The organism is Pseudomonas sp. RtIB026, assembly GCF_016861355.2.
GTDB lineage: Bacteria > Pseudomonadota > Gammaproteobacteria > Pseudomonadales > Pseudomonadaceae > Aquipseudomonas > Aquipseudomonas peradeniyensis.
Window position 1 is genome coordinate 4,188,667 of the sequence record NZ_AP023348.2, and the last position, 17,020, is coordinate 4,205,686.

Consider the following 17,020-nt stretch of genomic DNA (forward strand, 5'->3'; position numbering starts at 1 on the left):
CAGAAACGTCCTACATAGCAAGCGGACCCAGCTGACTACTCCAGGCAAAACACCTTGGCGAGCATACGCACTTCCCGCACAAGGAGTGTCCCATGCAAAAATTGCCAGCCCCCGACTTCACGATCCTGCGCAAGAAGCGCAAGCTGATTGCCGCCATCACCCTGCCGGTGCTTGCCCTCGGCGCCATCGCCGCCGTGTTCAACGAAGTGTTCTTCTACAACGAAGCGGGCCAGATGACTCACGTGCGCACGATCTTCGGCGAAGAGAAAGTGGTCGAGGATGTCGGCTACGCGACCAAGTGGTTCGGTCGTAGCACGGTCTGGCGACGCACCATTGGCGTCCAGTCCGCCCTGCGGGTGGACAACCAGGAGGACAACCGCAGCGGACAACCGTCGGTGATCCTGGAAAACCTGCCGATCGTGTTCCTCGGCAACGTCGACGCCAAGGCCGAATTCAGCACCCAGTTCCGCCTGCCCTCGGGCGATGCCTTCCTGAAGATTGCCCAGGAGTACCGCACCCCCGACAACTTCCTGCAGCGCGCCCTGCTGCCCGCCGTCAAGGAAACCCTGCAGGCCACCGCTTCGCTGATGAGCGCCGATGACTACTACGCCGGCAACCGCAGCCACTTTGGCGCCGAGTTCGAGAACCAGTTGCGCAACGGCCTGTACCTGACCAGCCGCAAGGAGATTCGCGTGCAGCGCGACAACCTGCCGGCACAGACCGCGATACTCCAGTCGGGCACCGACCAGGGCAGTTTCGGCGATAACTCCGCGACCCGCTTCGTCATCGAGAAGAAGCTCGACAAGGACGGCCAGGAACTGCGCAAGCAACAGCAGTTCCGCCTGTTCGGCGTCGAAGTCGTCGATGCCCGGGTGACGCACATCGACCCCAACCCCCAGTACCAGGAACGCATGGTGAGGGTACAGCAGGCCCTGGCCGAGCTCGCCGTGGCCCGGCAGAACCGGCTCAAGGAAGAAGAAGAGAAGGAGCTGGTCTCCGCCCGCGGCGCCAAGGACGTCGAGGCCAAGCGCCAGGAAAGCCTGCGCCAGCAGATCGAACGCACCACGGAAGCCGAGACCGAGAAACAGCTCACCCTGATCAACGCCGAACGGGAAAAACGCCGGGCCGAGATCGACAAGCAAACCGCCGAGCTGCTCCGTGACAAGGCCAGGGTCAACGCCGAGGCCACCAAGATCACGGCCGATGCGGAAGCCTATGCACGCGAGGCCTCGCTCAAGGCCGACGGTGCCCTGCAGACCAAGCTCGACGCCCTGGTGCAGATCAACCGCGCCTGGGCCAACGCAGCAGCCCAGGCGCCGGTGCCCAGCGTTATGATGGGAGGCTCCGACGCGGGGCTTGGTCGTCAGGACGAGATGGGCAAACTGATGAGCGTGCTCGCGACCAAGGCGGCGAAGGATCTGGTGCTGGACCTCAAGACGCCTTGAGTAACCCCCTAGTGTCCTGTCTCGGAAATACGTTCTCTTTTGGCGAGTGTCTTGGGTGTTCGGCCAAGGCGCCGCAACGAGTCATAGCAGGGCTATGGCGAGGAGTGGCAACGCCGGCCGGGCGCCCAAGACGCCGCCAAAAGTGAACAGCTTATTTCCGAGACAGGACACTAGTGTAGCGTTTTGCAAATAGCACCTAAACATTCATGACTCTATGATCTTCACAAATGTCGTTAGGAAAAACAGCCCCCCTAAGCCAGCCAGTAAACAATAGCTGCTTAACTTCATCCTCCATTTCAGGTAACTGGGAAATTCATCGCTATCTTTAATGCTCAACCACCCACAACGATGCCCAAAGGATGGCCATATCACCCCAAGGCTCATGGTGCTAACGATCAACATCCGTGACTTCAAATTTTTCGTACCCCATACAGCGACCTCGTCGTCAAGACCACTACTACGTCGAAAGGCATGACACATAACATTGAAGTGACGCGACCCTGCAATATAGGCATTGATAGCGACGCCGATGATCAACAATACAAATGGAACAATCAGCAGCACTATCCGTAAACCGACAGGCCATCCACTGAGGTCAATCATAATGATCAACCAACCCGTGTAAACGCCAGCAACGCCACTGCAAATATCAACCATAAAAATCCAACAATGGAAAACCAGGCAGATACAACCATCATGCATCGAAGACCGGCAGGGAAAGCCACTACCTCGCTCTCGTCAAAAAGGCCTTTGCGAATGACATAAGAAGGGTAGAGAAACGCCCCACTGACTGTATTTATAAAATACCACCTTGATCTGAAACTTAGCTCATCAAAGGAACGTCTCCGCTGTTCCACCCAAACACTTCTGGGGAGCGCTTTGACAACACGGTCGTAACAACTCTCACGAGTAAGCATCAAACTCATGATCAATCCGATCTGGCAAAGCAAAAACGGTATCGCCATAAACACCATGGCCCATCCCGTCGACCAGAAACTGCTCATTTCGATCGCCACTCATACAAAGCTTCTCCTAGCCACTCACCTCCCATACCACCACCTGTGGCACCGATGAATGAACCTGCCCCCACAAGCACTAGACCGCACGCAGCACCCCCAACGCCAGCTGTAACAGCACCTACGGCTCCACAAGAGAAGGTGGCCATCAGGGTGCCTACCCGTGCACCATGAACGCCACCGGCAAGCCCGCCAGCAAAGCTGCCAGCTTCAGTGAAGCGAACCTTTCTGCATTGCTCAGTTTCCCCTGCACGACATACCTCTTGTACTTTAAGGTAGGACGATGTCGCACCTAACCCCACCGCCACATGCCCCCCATACTTCAAATACTTCGACATCTTCGCCACTTCATCCAAATGCGTCGCATACCCCGGTATCGCCCCCGGCGCACCAGCCTTGGACCAGTGATGAACGAGGCTTTTGGTGGAGATATTCAAGCTCTTACGCAGGCTTTCATGCCCACCAAGGTTCAGGTACTTGCCTAGAAACGCACTACGCAGCTGTGCATCCAGTTGCTGATAGAGCGCTCGACGTGATTCGAAGAATTGCGGGCTATTGAGATGACCATGCAAAGTGAACTCGCGCTGATGCAGGCGCTCGAGCCCCTTGAGCGTATCCCCAACCTGCCCCAGCCCACGCGACAGCATGTCCTTGCCCACGCCCATGGATTGACTCGCGCCATTGAGCACTCCGGCGACCTCGCCAATGTGCTGCATCATGAAGTTGGCCTCCTGCTCGTCGAGCACAGCCAGTGCCTCCCGCGCCCGCTGCGCCGCAGCCATCAGGTCGGCCTCCTCGCGGGTGCAGGCGTGGTGATTGTCGGGGTCACCGAGGACAAAGATTTCACCGGCCTTGAAACCTTGCTCGAAGGTAGGGTTCAGGCGCTGGATGCGTGCAATAGGCAGTGTGCTGTCCTGCGCCAACAACTGCGCCAGTACCTGGGGACCGGACATGCTGCGGGGAACGATATGAAAACCGGGTTCCAACCCGACTTGCGCAGACGCGATGGCGCCAGGCATCTGTGCGTTGGCTGGGGCATGGAGAGTGCGGGCGCCGGGGGCCGTCGCCGCGTTTGTCTGCCTGCCATGCATGGGATGACTGGACGGCGCCATTCCACCCAAAGGAGCAACCACCCTGTTACTGCCGTTCGGGCAGCCACAGGCAACCAGTGAACCATCCATCGCCAGTGGCTGACCGTCGGAAATCCACCCGAGGTAGCCCTCTACAACGACGCCAGGTTGGCAGCAGAGCGGACATTCGGTAGTCGAGTCCCCGACCCGCAGGACCTTTCGTCCATCACAGATGTAACTCTCACCGCTGGCAATGCAAATTGCACCCGTGGTGGTCACATCACCATCTACTGCCTGGCCTTTCCCATCAAGACTGACGCGATACATGTGCAGGTTCCTTTTGCGCTGAGAGCTCAAGAACCTAACAAATGAAGTTCGCCCTGTTACCCGAGAAAAAGCGAAAGAGAACTTTCCTACTCTACCTAGAGAAAAGTCCTAAAACCAACCCTGTAACCAGCCTGTTCAGGCGTGCGGCCGAACCTGAGCGGGCTGGTCACGATGCTCTTCAGTGCCCGCTGCGCAACATCTCCTTCGGCACATACTTGCCAATCTCATACTTGCCGATCGCCGCCCGGTGCACTTCATCCGGCCCGTCGGCCAGGCGCAGGGTGCGCTGCATCGCATACATGTACGCCAGCGGGAAATCACCGCTCACCCCCGCCCCGCCATGGATCTGGATGGCCCGGTCGATCACCTTCAGCGCAACGTTGGGCGCCACCACCTTGATCTGGGCGATCTCGCTGCGCGCCACCTTGTTGCCGACGGTGTCCATCATGTAGGCGGCCTTCAGGGTCAGCAGGCGGGCCATGTCGATCTCCATCCGCGAGTCGGCGATCTTGTCGACGTTGCCCCCCAACCGCGCCAAGGGCCGGCCGAAGGCGGTGCGCTCGACCGAGCGCTTGCACATCAGCTCCAGGGCGCGTTCGGCCATACCGATCGAGCGCATGCAGTGGTGAATGCGGCCCGGGCCAAGGCGGCCCTGGGCGATCTCGAAGCCGCGGCCCTCGCCCAAGAGCACGTTTTCATAAGGCACGCGGACGTTCTCGAACAGCACTTCGGCGTGGCCGTGGGGCGCGTCGTCGTAGCCGAACACCGGCAGCGGGCGGACGATCTTCACCCCGGGTGCGTCGGTGGGCACCAGGATCATCGAGTGCTGCTGGTGGCGCTGGCCGTCCGGATTGGACAGGCCCATGAAGATCATCACCTTGCAGCGCGGATCGCAGGCGCCGGAAGTCCACCACTTGCGGCCGTTGATCACCCACTCGTCACCGTCGCGCACGGCGGTGGCGGCCATGTTGGTGGCGTCCGAGGAGGCCACGTCCGGCTCGGTCATGGCGAACGCCGAGCGGATCTCGCCGCGCAGCAGCGGCTCGAGCCACTGGCGCTTCTGCGCCTCGCTGGCGTAGCGCACCAGCACTTCCATGTTGCCGGTGTCCGGCGCCGAGCAGTTGAACGGCTCGGGCCCCAACAGCGAACGACCCATGATCTCGGCCAGTGGCGCGTATTCGAGGTTGGTCAGCCCCGCGCCGTACTCCGATTCCGGCAGGAACAGGTTCCACAGCCCCTCGGCGCGGGCCTTGGCCTTGAGTTCCTCGACGATCGCGGTGGGCTGCCAGCGGTCGCCCTCGGCGACCTGGCGCTCGAACACCGGCTCGGCCGGGTAGACGTATGCATCCATGAATGCGCTGACGCGCTCGCGCAGTGCCTGGACCTTGGGCGAATAGGCGAAATCCATCGGGGCTACCTTCAGTCAATGAAGAACATGGACCTGAGCCTAGAACAGCCACCCTTCATCCACCTAGTCTATTTTCTACGTGTATAAACATTCATAACCAATATATGATCCCCCGATAACTCCAACAAAGAGCGGCGCCATGAACCTCAGCAAGGTCGACCTCAACCTGTTCATCGTCTTCGACGCCATCTACACCGAAGCCAACCTGACCCGCGCCGGGCAGATCGTCGGCATCACCCAGCCGGCGGTGTCCAACGCCCTATCGCGCCTGCGCGAGACCTTCAATGACCCGCTGTTCGTGCGCACCGCCCAGGGCATGGTGCCCACGCCCATGGCGCAGAACATCATCGGCCCGGTGCGCAACGCACTGTCGCTGCTGCGCACCTCGGTGCAGGAAAGCCGCATCTTCACCCCACTGCAGGCCAGCAAGACCTTCCGCATCAGCATGACCGACCTCACCGAGGCAGTGATATTGCCGCCGCTGTTCCAGCGCCTGCGTCGGCTGGCCCCGGCACTGGTGATCGAGAGCTTCCTGTGCAAGCGCCGCGAGACCACCAAGGAACTGGCTGCCGGGCGCCTGGACTTCGCCGTCGACGCGCCGCTGAACACCGACCCGCAGGTGCGCCACGTCAAGCTCATGCAGGACCGCTACGTCTGCGCCATGCGCCCCGGCCACCCGCAGGCCGACGGCAAGCTGACCCTGGACAGCTACCTGGCCATGACCCACATCCATATCTCCAGCCGCCGCAACGGCCTGGGCTATGTGGACCTGGCCCTGGGCAAGATGGGCGTGCAGCGGCGTGTCGCGCTGCGCTCGCAGCACTACCTGATGGCCTCGCAGGTGCTGCAGCAGACCGACATGGTCATGACCGTGCCCGAGCGTTTCGTCCGTCGCCACCAACTGCGCCACCAGCCGCTGCCGGTGGAGGTGCCGGCGCTGGAGACCCACCTGTACTGGCACGAAAGCACCGATCAGGACCCGGCCAACCGCTGGATGCGCGAGCAGATCATCGAGCTGTGCGAACGGGTGGTGGCCCAGGATGAGCAGGAACAGGCGGATCCGGCCATGGCATCGGCCTGAGTCGCCTACACTGTCGGTGATTGCCTCTGAATCAGGGAGCCACTCATGGACGATCACCAACACGGCAAGCCACCGACCTTCTGGCAGATGCTGCAGAGCATCCTCGCCGCCGCCTTCGGCGTGCAGAGCGGCAAGAACCGCGCCCGCGACTTCACCTACGGCAAGGCCAGCCATTTCATCGTGATGGGGACGCTGTTCACGCTGATCTTCATCTTCGTGCTGATCGGCCTGGTGCAGCTGGCGATGCACCTGACGGCGCGCTAAAGCCCCTGTAGGAGCGGCCTTGTGCCGCGAAAGGGCCGTGCAACGGCCCCAGGATGTCGGCGTTTTGGGCAAAGATCGCCGGGGCCGACCCAAACGCAACCCGCCCGCGGATTTCCCTTCCGCGGGCGGTTCAGGTGTTACTCACGGTCTCGAGCAGTTATCCGCTACTGATGGCTGACCCAGTACACCGCAGTGACCACCACCAGCACGATCAGACACAGGATCGCCCAGGCATCGACACTGCTGTCAGCTTTGCGGACCTTGGTAGAGTTTCCCATTGCATTGCCTCTTGTAGTGGTTATGGGAATGCACTTCACAAGCAGCAGTTAAGTCCAGCAATGCCCTTCCCTCAAGCAGGGTCTTTCAATAGTCGACGGGTGACGTGAGAAAGGGGTAACGAAAGTCCGTCGGCCTGCCCTCGGCACTGAAACGGTGGAAGTCGATGCCGTGGTTGTCCTGCTCCAGCAGCTTGAGCCAGCGTCGGGCCTTGTCCGGGTCGATCAGCTGCAAGGCCGGCACGCTATGTTCACGCTGGCCGTCGCGGCCCACCACCAGCCCCTGGGCGTCATCGTGCAGCATGACCATGGCCCAGCCTCCCAGGGTGAAATGCCCGCCCATCAGCACGCTCAGGCGTCCGTCGATCCGCGCCCGCAGGGCCTCGGGCGAGCTGTTGACCGCACTGAACAGGGCATCGCGCCCCGGCACCTTGCCCAGCGCCTCGAACGCCTGCATGGCACCGAACGCCATCTGGTCGTTGGCCGACCACACCAGGCGCGTGTCGGGATAGCGCTCCAGCAGCATCTGCGCCTGCTCGAAGGCGCGCTGGCGGCTCCAGCCGCCGTACACCACCTGGCGCAGGCGCACCTGGGGGAACTCCGCCAACGCCCGGCGCATGCCCTGCACGCGCAGCTGCGAGGCCGGCGTGGTCTTGACCCCGGCGAACGCCAGCAGCTCAACCGCCTGCGCCTCAGCCGGCAGCTGCGCCGCCATCGCCTTGAGCATCTGGTAGCCAGCCTCCTCGTCGTTGCTGACCAGGGTACCAAGCACTTCGGGGTATTTGTCCGGCTGCGCCTGGATGCTGTGCGCCTGGCTGTCGGTAAGGCCGTTGTTGACCAGGAACAGCTTGACTCCGGTGCCCCGCGACAGGCGGATGATCTCCGGCGCGACATACTGTTCGTTGACCAGCACCAGGTAGTCCGGGCGCTGCGGACCTTGCAGCACCTCGCGGGCCTGGGTCAGCGCGAGGTCGGCGCGGCGCTCGCTGTACTGCACGCGCAAGGCCATGCCCAGGTCGTTGGCGGCGGCCTGCATGAAGCGCGAGTAATCGACCCAGAACGTCTCGTTGGAATAGCCCGGGTTGAGGAACACCACGGACGCGGCCTGTGCGCTCGCTGCCAGCGGCAGGCTCAGGCACAGGCTCTGGCACAAGGCCTTGAGCATGCTGTTACTTCCCTGCGGAGCAAACCCCAGATTATAGCGCCGCGATGTACCGGCGCGGACAAATGCCAGTCAGTCTCACTTAGTCCAAATGGTTCTTTTCATATGCAAAAACATCACTTTAGCGCATAAACCCACTCTGCTATCGTGCCTCGGCTCCGACCCGGAGTGCGCGGCCGTGCGCGCGATTAGCTGCATGCTAGCCTGAGACAGGACTTATATGTACGTATACGACGAGTACGATCAGCGGATCATCGAGGACCGCGTCAAGCAGTTCCGTGATCAGACCCGCCGCTACCTGGCCGGTGAGCTGAGCGAAGAAGAATTCCGCCCTCTGCGCCTGCAGAACGGCCTGTATATCCAACGTTTCGCGCCGATGCTGCGTGTCGCCGTGCCCTATGGCCAGCTGAACGCCCGCCAGACCCGCATGCTGGCGAAGATCGCCCGCGACTACGACAAGGGCTACGCGCACATCAGCACCCGCCAGAACGTGCAGTACAACTGGCCGGCGCTGGAAGACATCCCGGAGATCCTCGCCGAGCTGGCCACCGTGCAGATGCACGCGATCCAGACCAGCGGCAACTGCCTGCGCAACGTCACCACCGACCAGTTCGCCGGTGTCGCCGCCGACGAGCTGGTGGACCCGCGCCCGTGGTGCGAGATCGTCCGCCAGTGGACCACCTTCCACCCGGAATTCGCCTACCTGCCGCGCAAGTTCAAGATCGCCGTCAACGGCTCCAGCGACGACCGCGCCGCCATCGAAGTGCACGACATCGGCCTGGAGCCGGTGCGCAACGCCGCCGGTGAGCTGGGCTTCCGCGTACTGGTTGGCGGCGGCCTGGGCCGTACTCCGGTGATCGGCTCGTTCATCAACGAGTTCCTGCCCTGGCAGGACCTGCTCAGCTACCTGGACGCCATCCTGCGCGTGTACAACCGTTACGGCCGCCGTGACAACAAGTACAAGGCGCGGATCAAGATCCTGGTCAAGGCCCTCACCCCGGAAGTGTTCGCCGAGAAGGTCGAGGCCGAGATGGCCCACCTGCGCGGCGGCAGCACCACCCTGACCGAGGACGAAGTGCAGCGCGTTGCCCGTCACTTCGTCGACCCCGAGTACCTGGCCCTCGACAATATCGACTACAGCGCCCTGGACGCCGAGCACCCGGGCTTCGCCCGCTGGCGCTCGCGCAATACCCGTGCGCACAAGAAGCCGGGCTATGTTGCCGTGACCCTGTCGCTCAAGCCCACCGGCGTCGCCCCGGGCGACCTGACCGACAAGCAGCTCGACGCCGTCGCGGACTTCGCCGAACGCTACAGCTTCGGTTACCTGCGTACCTCCCACGAGCAGAACATCATCCTCGCCGACGTCGAGCAGCGCCAGCTGCACGCCCTCTGGCTGGAACTGCGCGAGCAAGGCTTCGCCACCCCGAACATCGGCCTGCTGACCGACATCATCTGCTGCCCGGGCGGTGACTTCTGCTCGCTGGCCAACGCCAAGTCGATCCCGATCGCCGAATCCATCCAGCGCCGCTTCGACGACCTGGACTACCTGTTCGACATCGGCGAGCTCGACCTGAACATCTCCGGCTGCATGAACGCCTGCGGCCACCACCACGTCGGCCACATCGGCATCCTTGGCGTGGACAAGAAGGGCGAAGAGTTCTACCAGGTCTCGCTGGGCGGCAACGCTGCCCGCGACGCCAGCCTGGGCAAGATCCTCGGGCCCTCCTTCGCCCAGGACGACATGGCCGACGTGATCGAGAAGCTGATCAATGTATACGTCGAGCAGCGCACCGAAGACGAGCGCTTCATCGACACCTACCAGCGGATCGGCATCGACCCCTTCAAGGAACGCGTCTATGCAGCGAATCATTAAGAACAACCAGATCGTCGACGAAACCTGGCACCTGCTGCCCAAGGACGTCTCGATCGACGAGCTGACCAACTGCGACGACTACATCGTGCCGCTGCAGCTGTGGCGCGATCATCCGAGCCTGCTCAAGGCCCGCGATGGCGGCCTGGGCATCTGGCTGGACAGCGACGAGGAAGCCGAGGAAATCGGTGAAGACGTCGAGCACTTCCAGGTCATCGCCCTGAACTTCCCGGCCTTTACCGACGGGCGCAACTACTCCAACGCGCGCCTGCTGCGTGACCGCTACAAGTTCAAGGGCGAGCTGCGCGCCATCGGCGACGTGCTGCGCGACCAGCTGTTCTACATGGCCCGCTGCGGCTTCGACGCGTTCGCCATCCGTGCCGACAAGGACCCGGAAGACGCGCTGCAGAGCCTGAAGGACTTTTCGGTGACCTACCAGGGCGCCACCGACGAACCGCTGCCGCTGTTCCGCCGCCGCTGATCGTCGCTTGCCGTACGCTCGGCCCGCCTTCTGGCGGGCCGATTCGTTTTTACGCCTGCAAGACGATCAGTCCGGATATGGCCGAGGAAAAATCCGAACGCTCGCTCAGGTTTTCTGATGGCATGCCGATATCAGGGCATATCCTTTTCACTCCGCAAGGACAGCGACGATGAGCCCGATCACTTCGGCACTGCGACTGACGCCGATCCAAACGCCACCTGCTCCCGCGCAGAACCTGATCGTTCGCCAACCCGCGAGCGTCGCCAGCGCCCCTGGCACCCAGGTCAGCCTGGGGCAGGACACCCGCATTCCCGACAGCGAGACCTACACCTCGCGAGGCACGCTGGACAGCGCGCAGCCCAGCTACACCTGGGAACAGGACGGACTGGACAAGCTGAGCATGTACATGTTCAGCGCGGTCAAGTCGTCCACCACCGCCGCCCGCTTCCAGGGCCTGGGCAGCGCCCTGGTGGAACAACTGGCGGCCAACGGCGGCCAGCGCGTCTCCCAATCAGCCTTGCAGCTCAACGAGACCGACACCACCGCGCTGAGCCTGCAGCAGGCACGCCTGCGCGAGTTCGCCAGCAATACCGTCACCCTCAGCCTCACCACTGCCTCCGGCGCCACGGTAAAACTGGGCTTGTACAACGGTGAACGGGGCCTGGCGGTCGACGCCGAAGTCCAGGGCGGCGAGCTGAACGCCAACGAGCTCAAGGGCCTGGCCGCCCTGGCCGACGGTTTCCAGTCGGCGATCAATGGCCTGACCCGGCAACCGCCGAGCCTGCAGCTCGGCGCGCTGGTCAAGCTCGACCCGAGCCTGTTCAGCGGCCTGCAGATGAACGCCAAGCTGGATTTGCCCAGCGGTGGGCAACAGACCTTCGACCTGCGCCTGGACGGCTCCACCCGCAGCCTGAAACTCGATGGCCCGAGCGGTCAGGTGCAGCTGGACCTCGATAGCCAGGGTGGCGCGCTGCTGGGCGGCAAGGCCCAGCGCCAGGCCGCCCTGGACAACTACCTGATCCAGTTCGACGAGGCGCAGAAACGCGGCAAGGGCGATGCACAACTGACCTCGCTGCTCAAGGATGCCTTCAGCCAACTGAACAGCATCGACGACAACAGCCCGCGCCCGGCGGGCCACAACGACGCGGTGAACACCTACAGCCGCGCGCTGCTCAGCGGCCTGGCCGACTTCAAGGCCTCGATCGTGCAACCGTCCAGCCGCCTGAATGCGCGGCGCCTGGACGAGGAAGACCGCTTCGCCTACCAGGTGTCGCAATCGACCTCGACCAGTGGCCAGGGCACCACCATCGCCCGTCAGCAACGCCAGGAGGCCAAGCTGGACGCCGCCTGGCATTCGAGCCTGTCGTCCGCGGCCAAGCTGACCGAAGCGGATCCGTTCGACGAGAAGAACTATCGCTACCACACGCTCAGCGAAACGGCGAGCAGCACCACCGAACTGGCGTTCGTCGACAACGTGCTCAAGGAAGCCAAGGCCACCCAGGAGGCCACCAGCACCAAGCGCGTGCTCACCTACGAGGGTGGCAAGCTCGAGTCGGATGTCAGCACGCCCGAATCGGTGAGCCGCTCGCGCAACCTGCTGAACCTGCTCGACGATCTGTTCAAGACCGATGAGAAGGCCCGGCGCAACGGCAGCCCGTACGACCTCGACGCACAGCTGGCGGCCCATGCCGGGCTGTGGCAGTTGCAAACCGACCCGGCGAAGATCCACGACTGACCGAGACGCCGCCGCACAGACAAGCCCGCCCCCGCAAGGACTGCAGGGGCGGGCTTGTCTGCGCTCAGCGCAACGGCACGTAGATATCCGTCTGCCACTGCTCGAGCGGCGTCTGCGGGTAGATGCTCAGGTAATGGAAAAACAGCGGATGATCGCGCAGCTCTTCGCCACTGGCCGGTAGCCAATCGCGGTAGATCGGGTAGATCGTCTCGCCGATATGATCTGGCGAGCCGACATGCCGCACCACGGCGCAACGCCCACCGGGCAGGCCCGACTCCAGCACGCCCTGGGCGTTGGGCGCCACCGCCTCGTGGATTTCCCCACAGATGGCGAAGCGGAAGTCCTCCGGTGCCGTGGTATCCGGGTTGTTGAACGGGATGCCGAAACTGCGGCTGCTGGCCACAGGCGATTGCCCGCTGCTCATGCGCCAGTCGATGAAGCGGCGCACGGTCTCGCTGACCTGGCTGGCCGGCCCGCGATGCTCCAGCGCCGCAAGGCGCACGGCGGCGAAATCGACGATTCGTACCTGCATGGTGATGCTCCTGGAAAAATGAGGGATGGCAAACACCGTGTTCCATACCTGCCAGTCGGGCCGGCGGCGGAACGCGCTGGGCGCGTGCCCGAATGCCCGCCGGAACGCCCGGCTGAACGCTTCCGGGCTTTCAAAGCCCGCCTCCAGCGCGGCCTCCAGCACCGAGTGCCCGGGCTGGCCGACCAGCCGATGCGCCGCACGACGCAAACGCATCAGTTGCACATAGCGGGCCACCGGCACGCCCACATAGGCGCTGAACTGGCGATGGAAATGGAACACCGAAAAGTGCGCCACCACACTCAGGGCCTCCACCGACAGATCGCCTTCCAGGTTGTCCTGGATGTAGGCGAGCACAGTGTCGAAGCGGGTCTTGTAATGGGCATTGACGGACAAGCTCGGTTGCTCCTGGAATCACGGCAGGCCACAGGTTCGCCGATCCGCCCCTGGGCCCGCCTAGCCGTATTTGCTCAAACATCCCTTGGTAGTCGGGCTTGCCCCGCACCGAGAACAGTACCGACGAATCTCTACTTCCTGGCCTCCAGAATCAAGTTGAACGGTGTCTGCGTCGCCCTGCGGAACTGGCGGAACCCAGCCTCTTCGAACACCGCCCGCAGGCGCGCCTCGCCCGCCTGGGCCCCCAGCCCCAGTCCCACTTCCTGGGACAGCGAGTTGGGCGTGCAGATGAAGGTGGACGCCGCATAGAACAGCCTGCCGACCGGGTTGATGTTGGCATCCAGCGTATCCTCGGCGAACGGCTCGACCAGCATCACCGTGCCGTCGTCCTTGAGCGCCCGGTAGGCATGCCGCGCCGCCCCCACCGGATCGCCCATGTCATGCAGGCAATCGAAGAAGCACACCAGGTCCAGGTCGCGGCCGGGGTAGTCCTTGGCCGAGGCCTGCTGGAAGCTGACCCGGTCGCCCACCCCCGCATCGCGGGCCCGCTCGCTGGCAGTTTGCACCGACGGTGCATGGTAGTCGTAACCGATAAAGCGCGAGGCCGGGAATGCCTCGGCCATGACGATGGTCGAGGCACCGTGGCCACAACCGACATCGGCCACCTGGGCGCCAGCCTGCAGCTTGGCCACCACGCCTTCCAGTGCCGGTAGCCAGTCGGCCACCAGGAAGGTCCGATAGCCCGGCCTGAAGAAGCGCTCGGTACCGCTGAACATGCATGGATGATGATCGCCCCAGGCGAGCGCGCCGTCGCCGCGCATGGCCGCGACCAGCTTGTCCTTGTCATGGAACAGCGCCGCCAGCACCGAGGCACCACCGGCCATGTAGACCGGGGAGTCCTCCAGGGCCAGTGTCATGGCCTGCTCCTGCGGCAGGGTGAACTGCCCGTCGTGATGCACCAGGTAACCCGCCGCGGCCTGGCCATTTAGCCACTCGCGCACCAGCCTTGGCTGGCAGCCGGTGCGTTCGGCCAGCGCCTCGGGGGTGACCGGCAGGCTGTCGGCCATGGCCCGGTACAGCCCGAGTTCATCCCCTAGAATGACATTGGCCAGCGTCGCCGCCGCGCCCATGTCGCCCACCAGCTTGCCCATGAATTCCTGAAGCCGTGCCTCGTCCATGACCTGCCCTCCTCTTGCCAGAAGGCCACCGTCGGCGACGTCCGGTCCGGGAGGCGGTGGTCGGATGGATGATCGGGCCGCGTCTGCAACCGACCCGGACTTTAAGTCTAGACCCGCCTGCGCTATCTTCGCCGCGCTGCCGGCAGCCCCGCCAATACCGGACGGCCGCGCCCGCGCAGCGAAGGAATTGCCTGCATGCCCTCCAGCCGTACCCTCGTCCTGATCCTCGGCGTCGCCTTCATCCTGCTCGACCAGTGGGTGAAACTGATCGCCCTGGTCGCCCTGAACAACCACAGCTATGTGTTCGGCAACCAGTTCGCCTGGCTCGACCTGGCCCTGAGCCTGAACCCGGGCGCGTTCCTCAGCCTCGGCGCCAGTTTGTCGCCGGGCCTCAAGCAACTGATCTTCGTCGCCGCGGTAGGCGTGGCCTGCTGCTGGGCCGTGACCTGGGCGCTCAGGCACTGGCAGGCAACCCCGGTGAAGGCCGGCGCAGCCTACTTCATCGCCATGGGCGGACTGGCCAACCTGATCGACCGGGTGCTGCGCGACGGGCATGTGGTCGACTACCTCGTGCTCAACCTTGGGCCGCTGCATACCGGCGTGTTCAACCTTGCCGACATCGCCATCATGGCGGGTGCGCTGGTGCTGGCGTTGGGTGCATTGAAGAAACCGGCCAGGATCTGAGTCCCCCTTGCCAGGAGGTCGAGCGCCAGACAGCGTCCGACCTCCAAAATCGCTTGGCCAGATACTGGCCACACAAGCCCAGGAAACTTCCTTCAACTCTCAAGGCCCAGTCCGAGAGCAACTCGAGTTAATTTCACGCTACCTCAGTTTTCCTGCATTCGAGGGCAGCGCATGGACGAAGAGATAAAAGATCAGCATGAGGTCAATTCAGACGTCGCCTACTTCGAGGCTATTGCCGTCGAGAAGTTGTCCCGACTTCTAGCATCGAAGCAGTACGGCAGTTTCCTTACAGATGAAGTCATTGATGCCTTCAAAAATGTCGAAAGCTCAGCCTATGCTGGCAGACCGCGCAAGCCACGCAGGCTCTCAAACACCTGAGAAATGTGAGCCCTGGTGTCGCGAAGCTATTGATCGCGTTTGGGCCGCCAGGTGCCTGCCGTAACCCTTGCAGCGCCTATGAGATCGAGCGCCGCCCGCGCGGCGCATCGCGACGCAAGGCCGCTCCCACATCTGTTTCGGGCCAGTCAATCCTGTGCCATTACCTTGTCCGCCTTGTTGGTCCAGCACGGTTTCAGCGTGGGCACTACTGCCGCCTCGCCTGTCTCAAGACATGCACCAAGGCGGGCAACCATGGCCTGACAGGCTCGGCACGTTGCAACAAATGTGGGAGCAACTGTCTTGCTCAATTTTTAGAATCTGGCGCGATCCCTGTGGGAGCGGGTTTACCCGCGAAGCAGGCGACGCGGTACCTGGCACCGGCTATGCCGGTGTTCGCGGGCAAGCCCGCTCCCACAGCGACCGTGCAGCCCTCAAGCCACGCGCCACGCCTGTGGGCGGCCTTGCGTCGCGATGCGCCGCGCGGGCGGCGCTCGATCTCATAGGCGCTATACCTGTTTCGCCAAGCACCTGAATCGCTATTGCCCTGCAGCCTCCAACCGTTCCAGCAGCGCATCGGCCAACGCCTTGTCGGAGAACGGGTTCTGCCCGGTGATCAACTCACGATCAACCACCACATGGGGCTGCCAGGCCTCGGCATAACTCATGTCACCTCCCGCGCCGGCCATGGCCTTGGCCGGATAGAACTGCAGGCGCTGGTCCTTGAGCGAGCCTTCGAACACCTGCTCCTCCGGGTCGGAAAAGATGGTCATGCGATAACCCTGGTAGCTCCAATCTCCGGCTGCCGGGGTTTCGCCACGGGCCAATGCGGCGCGATAGGCGACCGGATCCTGCTGCGCCGACAGCAGCGTGATCGGGCCGTGGCAGATGGCGGCCGTGGGCTTGCCGGCCTGGTGGAAATGACGCAGCAAGGTGCCGACGTCCGGGTTGTTGGCCAGGTCGATCAGCGGCGCATGGCCACCTGGGATGAAGATCCCGGCGTAACGATCCAGATCGCCCGCCAGCACCTCCTTCAACGACAGCGTGTCGCGAATGTCCGGCAGGCTTTCGACCACCTGGCGGATTCGCTGCATCTCGCCGGCATCGCCGCCGAAGTACATCGGGTCGATCGAGCGTTCGTCGACACTCGGCGCATTGCCCCTGGGCGTCACCAGCACCAGCTTGTAGCCGGCCTTGAGCAAGCGGTCGGCGGGCACGCCGAACTCGTTGAGATAATAACCGGTGGGATACTGTTTGCCGTCCTTGAGCGGCAACTGGTTCTCGCTGGACAGCAGCACCAGCACTTCGCCCTTCGCGGCAGCGGCGGCGTGGCCACCCAGCAAGGCGCCGGCCAGCGCCAGCGCAACGGGAGCAATCTTGTTCATGGTCGATTCCTGATTCAGTTGAATGGCGCGATGTCCAACGGACGGGCAAGCTGCACCTGGGTCGGTGCGGCCAGCCAATCGGCGGTGGCGGCGCGGTAGGCCTGGTAATGGGTGCTTTGGCGATGGGCCTCGACGGCGGCCTCGTCGACGTACAGCTCGAACAGATCGAACGCCAGCGTCCCGCCCTCGCGCACGAACAAGTCGTAGCGCAGGTTGCCTGGCTCGGCACGGGAATGCTCGACCATCCGGCGCAGGGCCTGCTCGGTAGCGTCACGGTATTCGGGAAGGGGCTGGATGATGGCGAAAATGGCGATGGTCATGGGCGACTCCCTCAACAGG

Annotated in this window: 16 protein-coding genes; 8 read left to right on the forward strand and 8 right to left on the reverse strand. The window is 63.2% G+C overall.

Annotated elements, in window-relative coordinates:
* Window positions 1-92 precede the first annotated feature (92 nt).
* Complete coding sequence (locus tag PRtIB026_RS18580; RefSeq protein WP_203652351.1) at window positions 93-1,445, forward strand: SPFH domain-containing protein; 1,353 nt, start codon at window positions 93-95, stop codon at window positions 1,443-1,445.
* Between the two features lie 608 nt (window positions 1,446-2,053).
* Here the strand turns inward: PRtIB026_RS18580 and PRtIB026_RS18585 are convergent.
* From PRtIB026_RS18585 to PRtIB026_RS18595, 3 genes are all read right to left on the reverse strand, one after another.
* Window positions 2,054-2,449, reverse strand: coding sequence for a hypothetical protein (locus tag PRtIB026_RS18585; RefSeq protein ID WP_203652350.1), 396 nt, complete (start codon window positions 2,447-2,449; stop codon window positions 2,054-2,056).
* Complete coding sequence (locus tag PRtIB026_RS18590) at window positions 2,446-3,858, reverse strand: PAAR domain-containing protein (protein WP_203652349.1); 1,413 nt, start codon at window positions 3,856-3,858, stop codon at window positions 2,446-2,448. Before PRtIB026_RS18590 ends, PRtIB026_RS18585 begins: the two co-directional genes overlap by 4 nt.
* A gap of 178 nt (window positions 3,859-4,036) precedes the next feature.
* On the reverse strand, window positions 4,037-5,266 hold the full coding sequence (locus PRtIB026_RS18595; protein ID WP_110738959.1) for an acyl-CoA dehydrogenase: 1,230 nt from the start codon (window positions 5,264-5,266) through the stop codon (window positions 4,037-4,039).
* 139 nt (window positions 5,267-5,405) lie between these two features.
* Here PRtIB026_RS18595 and PRtIB026_RS18600 point away from each other — a divergent pair, with 139 nt between their 5' ends.
* A complete protein-coding gene (locus PRtIB026_RS18600) occupies window positions 5,406-6,347 on the forward strand; it encodes a LysR family transcriptional regulator (protein WP_203652348.1) in 942 nt (313 codons plus the stop codon).
* Between the two features lie 45 nt (window positions 6,348-6,392).
* Complete coding sequence (locus tag PRtIB026_RS18605) at window positions 6,393-6,611, forward strand: DUF2970 domain-containing protein (protein ID WP_050706106.1); 219 nt, start codon at window positions 6,393-6,395, stop codon at window positions 6,609-6,611.
* A 363-nt stretch (window positions 6,612-6,974) separates the two neighbouring features.
* On the opposite strand, the gene PRtIB026_RS18610 is transcribed toward PRtIB026_RS18605, so the two are convergent.
* Window positions 6,975-8,051, reverse strand: a complete 1,077-nt coding sequence (locus PRtIB026_RS18610) for an ABC transporter substrate-binding protein (RefSeq protein WP_267812656.1) — start codon at window positions 8,049-8,051, stop codon at window positions 6,975-6,977.
* 217 nt (window positions 8,052-8,268) lie between these two features.
* Here PRtIB026_RS18610 and PRtIB026_RS18615 point away from each other — a divergent pair, with 217 nt between their 5' ends.
* The 3 genes from PRtIB026_RS18615 (at window position 8,269) to PRtIB026_RS18625 (ending at window position 12,134) form a co-directional block, all read left to right on the forward strand.
* The gene (locus PRtIB026_RS18615; protein WP_203652347.1) at window positions 8,269-9,921 is read left to right on the forward strand and encodes a nitrite/sulfite reductase; all 1,653 of its coding nucleotides are present in this window, start codon (window positions 8,269-8,271) and stop codon (window positions 9,919-9,921) included.
* A complete protein-coding gene (locus tag PRtIB026_RS18620; protein WP_028691443.1) occupies window positions 9,905-10,399 on the forward strand; it encodes a DUF934 domain-containing protein in 495 nt (164 codons plus the stop codon). The genes PRtIB026_RS18615 and PRtIB026_RS18620 overlap by 17 nt, the downstream gene beginning before the upstream one ends.
* A 169-nt stretch (window positions 10,400-10,568) precedes the next feature.
* Window positions 10,569-12,134, forward strand: coding sequence for a hypothetical protein (locus PRtIB026_RS18625; RefSeq protein WP_203652346.1), 1,566 nt, complete (start codon window positions 10,569-10,571; stop codon window positions 12,132-12,134).
* A gap of 64 nt (window positions 12,135-12,198) precedes the next feature.
* Here PRtIB026_RS18625 and PRtIB026_RS18630 read toward each other — a convergent pair whose 3' ends face one another.
* Together PRtIB026_RS18630 and PRtIB026_RS18635 are read right to left on the reverse strand one after the other, a co-directional pair.
* Window positions 12,199-13,059 (reverse strand): AraC family transcriptional regulator, encoded by an 861-nt coding sequence (locus PRtIB026_RS18630; RefSeq protein WP_203652345.1) that lies wholly within the window; start codon window positions 13,057-13,059, stop codon window positions 12,199-12,201.
* A 131-nt stretch (window positions 13,060-13,190) separates the two neighbouring features.
* Window positions 13,191-14,237 (reverse strand): class I SAM-dependent methyltransferase, encoded by a 1,047-nt coding sequence (locus tag PRtIB026_RS18635; RefSeq protein WP_203652344.1) that lies wholly within the window; start codon window positions 14,235-14,237, stop codon window positions 13,191-13,193.
* A 195-nt stretch (window positions 14,238-14,432) separates the two neighbouring features.
* Here PRtIB026_RS18635 and PRtIB026_RS18640 point away from each other — a divergent pair, with 195 nt between their 5' ends.
* Window positions 14,433-14,921 carry a signal peptidase II gene (locus PRtIB026_RS18640; protein WP_203652343.1) on the forward strand — a complete coding sequence of 163 codons (489 nt, stop codon included), beginning with the start codon at window positions 14,433-14,435 and terminating at the stop codon, window positions 14,919-14,921.
* Window positions 14,922-15,092: 171 nt separating this feature from the next.
* Window positions 15,093-15,299: a hypothetical protein gene (locus PRtIB026_RS18645; RefSeq protein WP_203652342.1), complete on the forward strand. Its 207-nt coding sequence runs from the start codon at window positions 15,093-15,095 to the stop codon at window positions 15,297-15,299.
* Between the two features lie 536 nt (window positions 15,300-15,835).
* On the opposite strand, the gene PRtIB026_RS18650 is transcribed toward PRtIB026_RS18645, so the two are convergent.
* Together PRtIB026_RS18650 and PRtIB026_RS18655 are read right to left on the reverse strand one after the other, a co-directional pair.
* On the reverse strand, window positions 15,836-16,681 hold the full coding sequence (locus PRtIB026_RS18650) for a type 1 glutamine amidotransferase domain-containing protein (protein ID WP_203652341.1): 846 nt from the start codon (window positions 16,679-16,681) through the stop codon (window positions 15,836-15,838).
* Between the two features lie 14 nt (window positions 16,682-16,695).
* Entirely contained in the window at window positions 16,696-17,001 is a 306-nt protein-coding gene (locus tag PRtIB026_RS18655; RefSeq protein ID WP_203652340.1) for a putative quinol monooxygenase, read from the reverse strand.
* Between the last annotated feature and the right edge of the window lie 19 nt (window positions 17,002-17,020).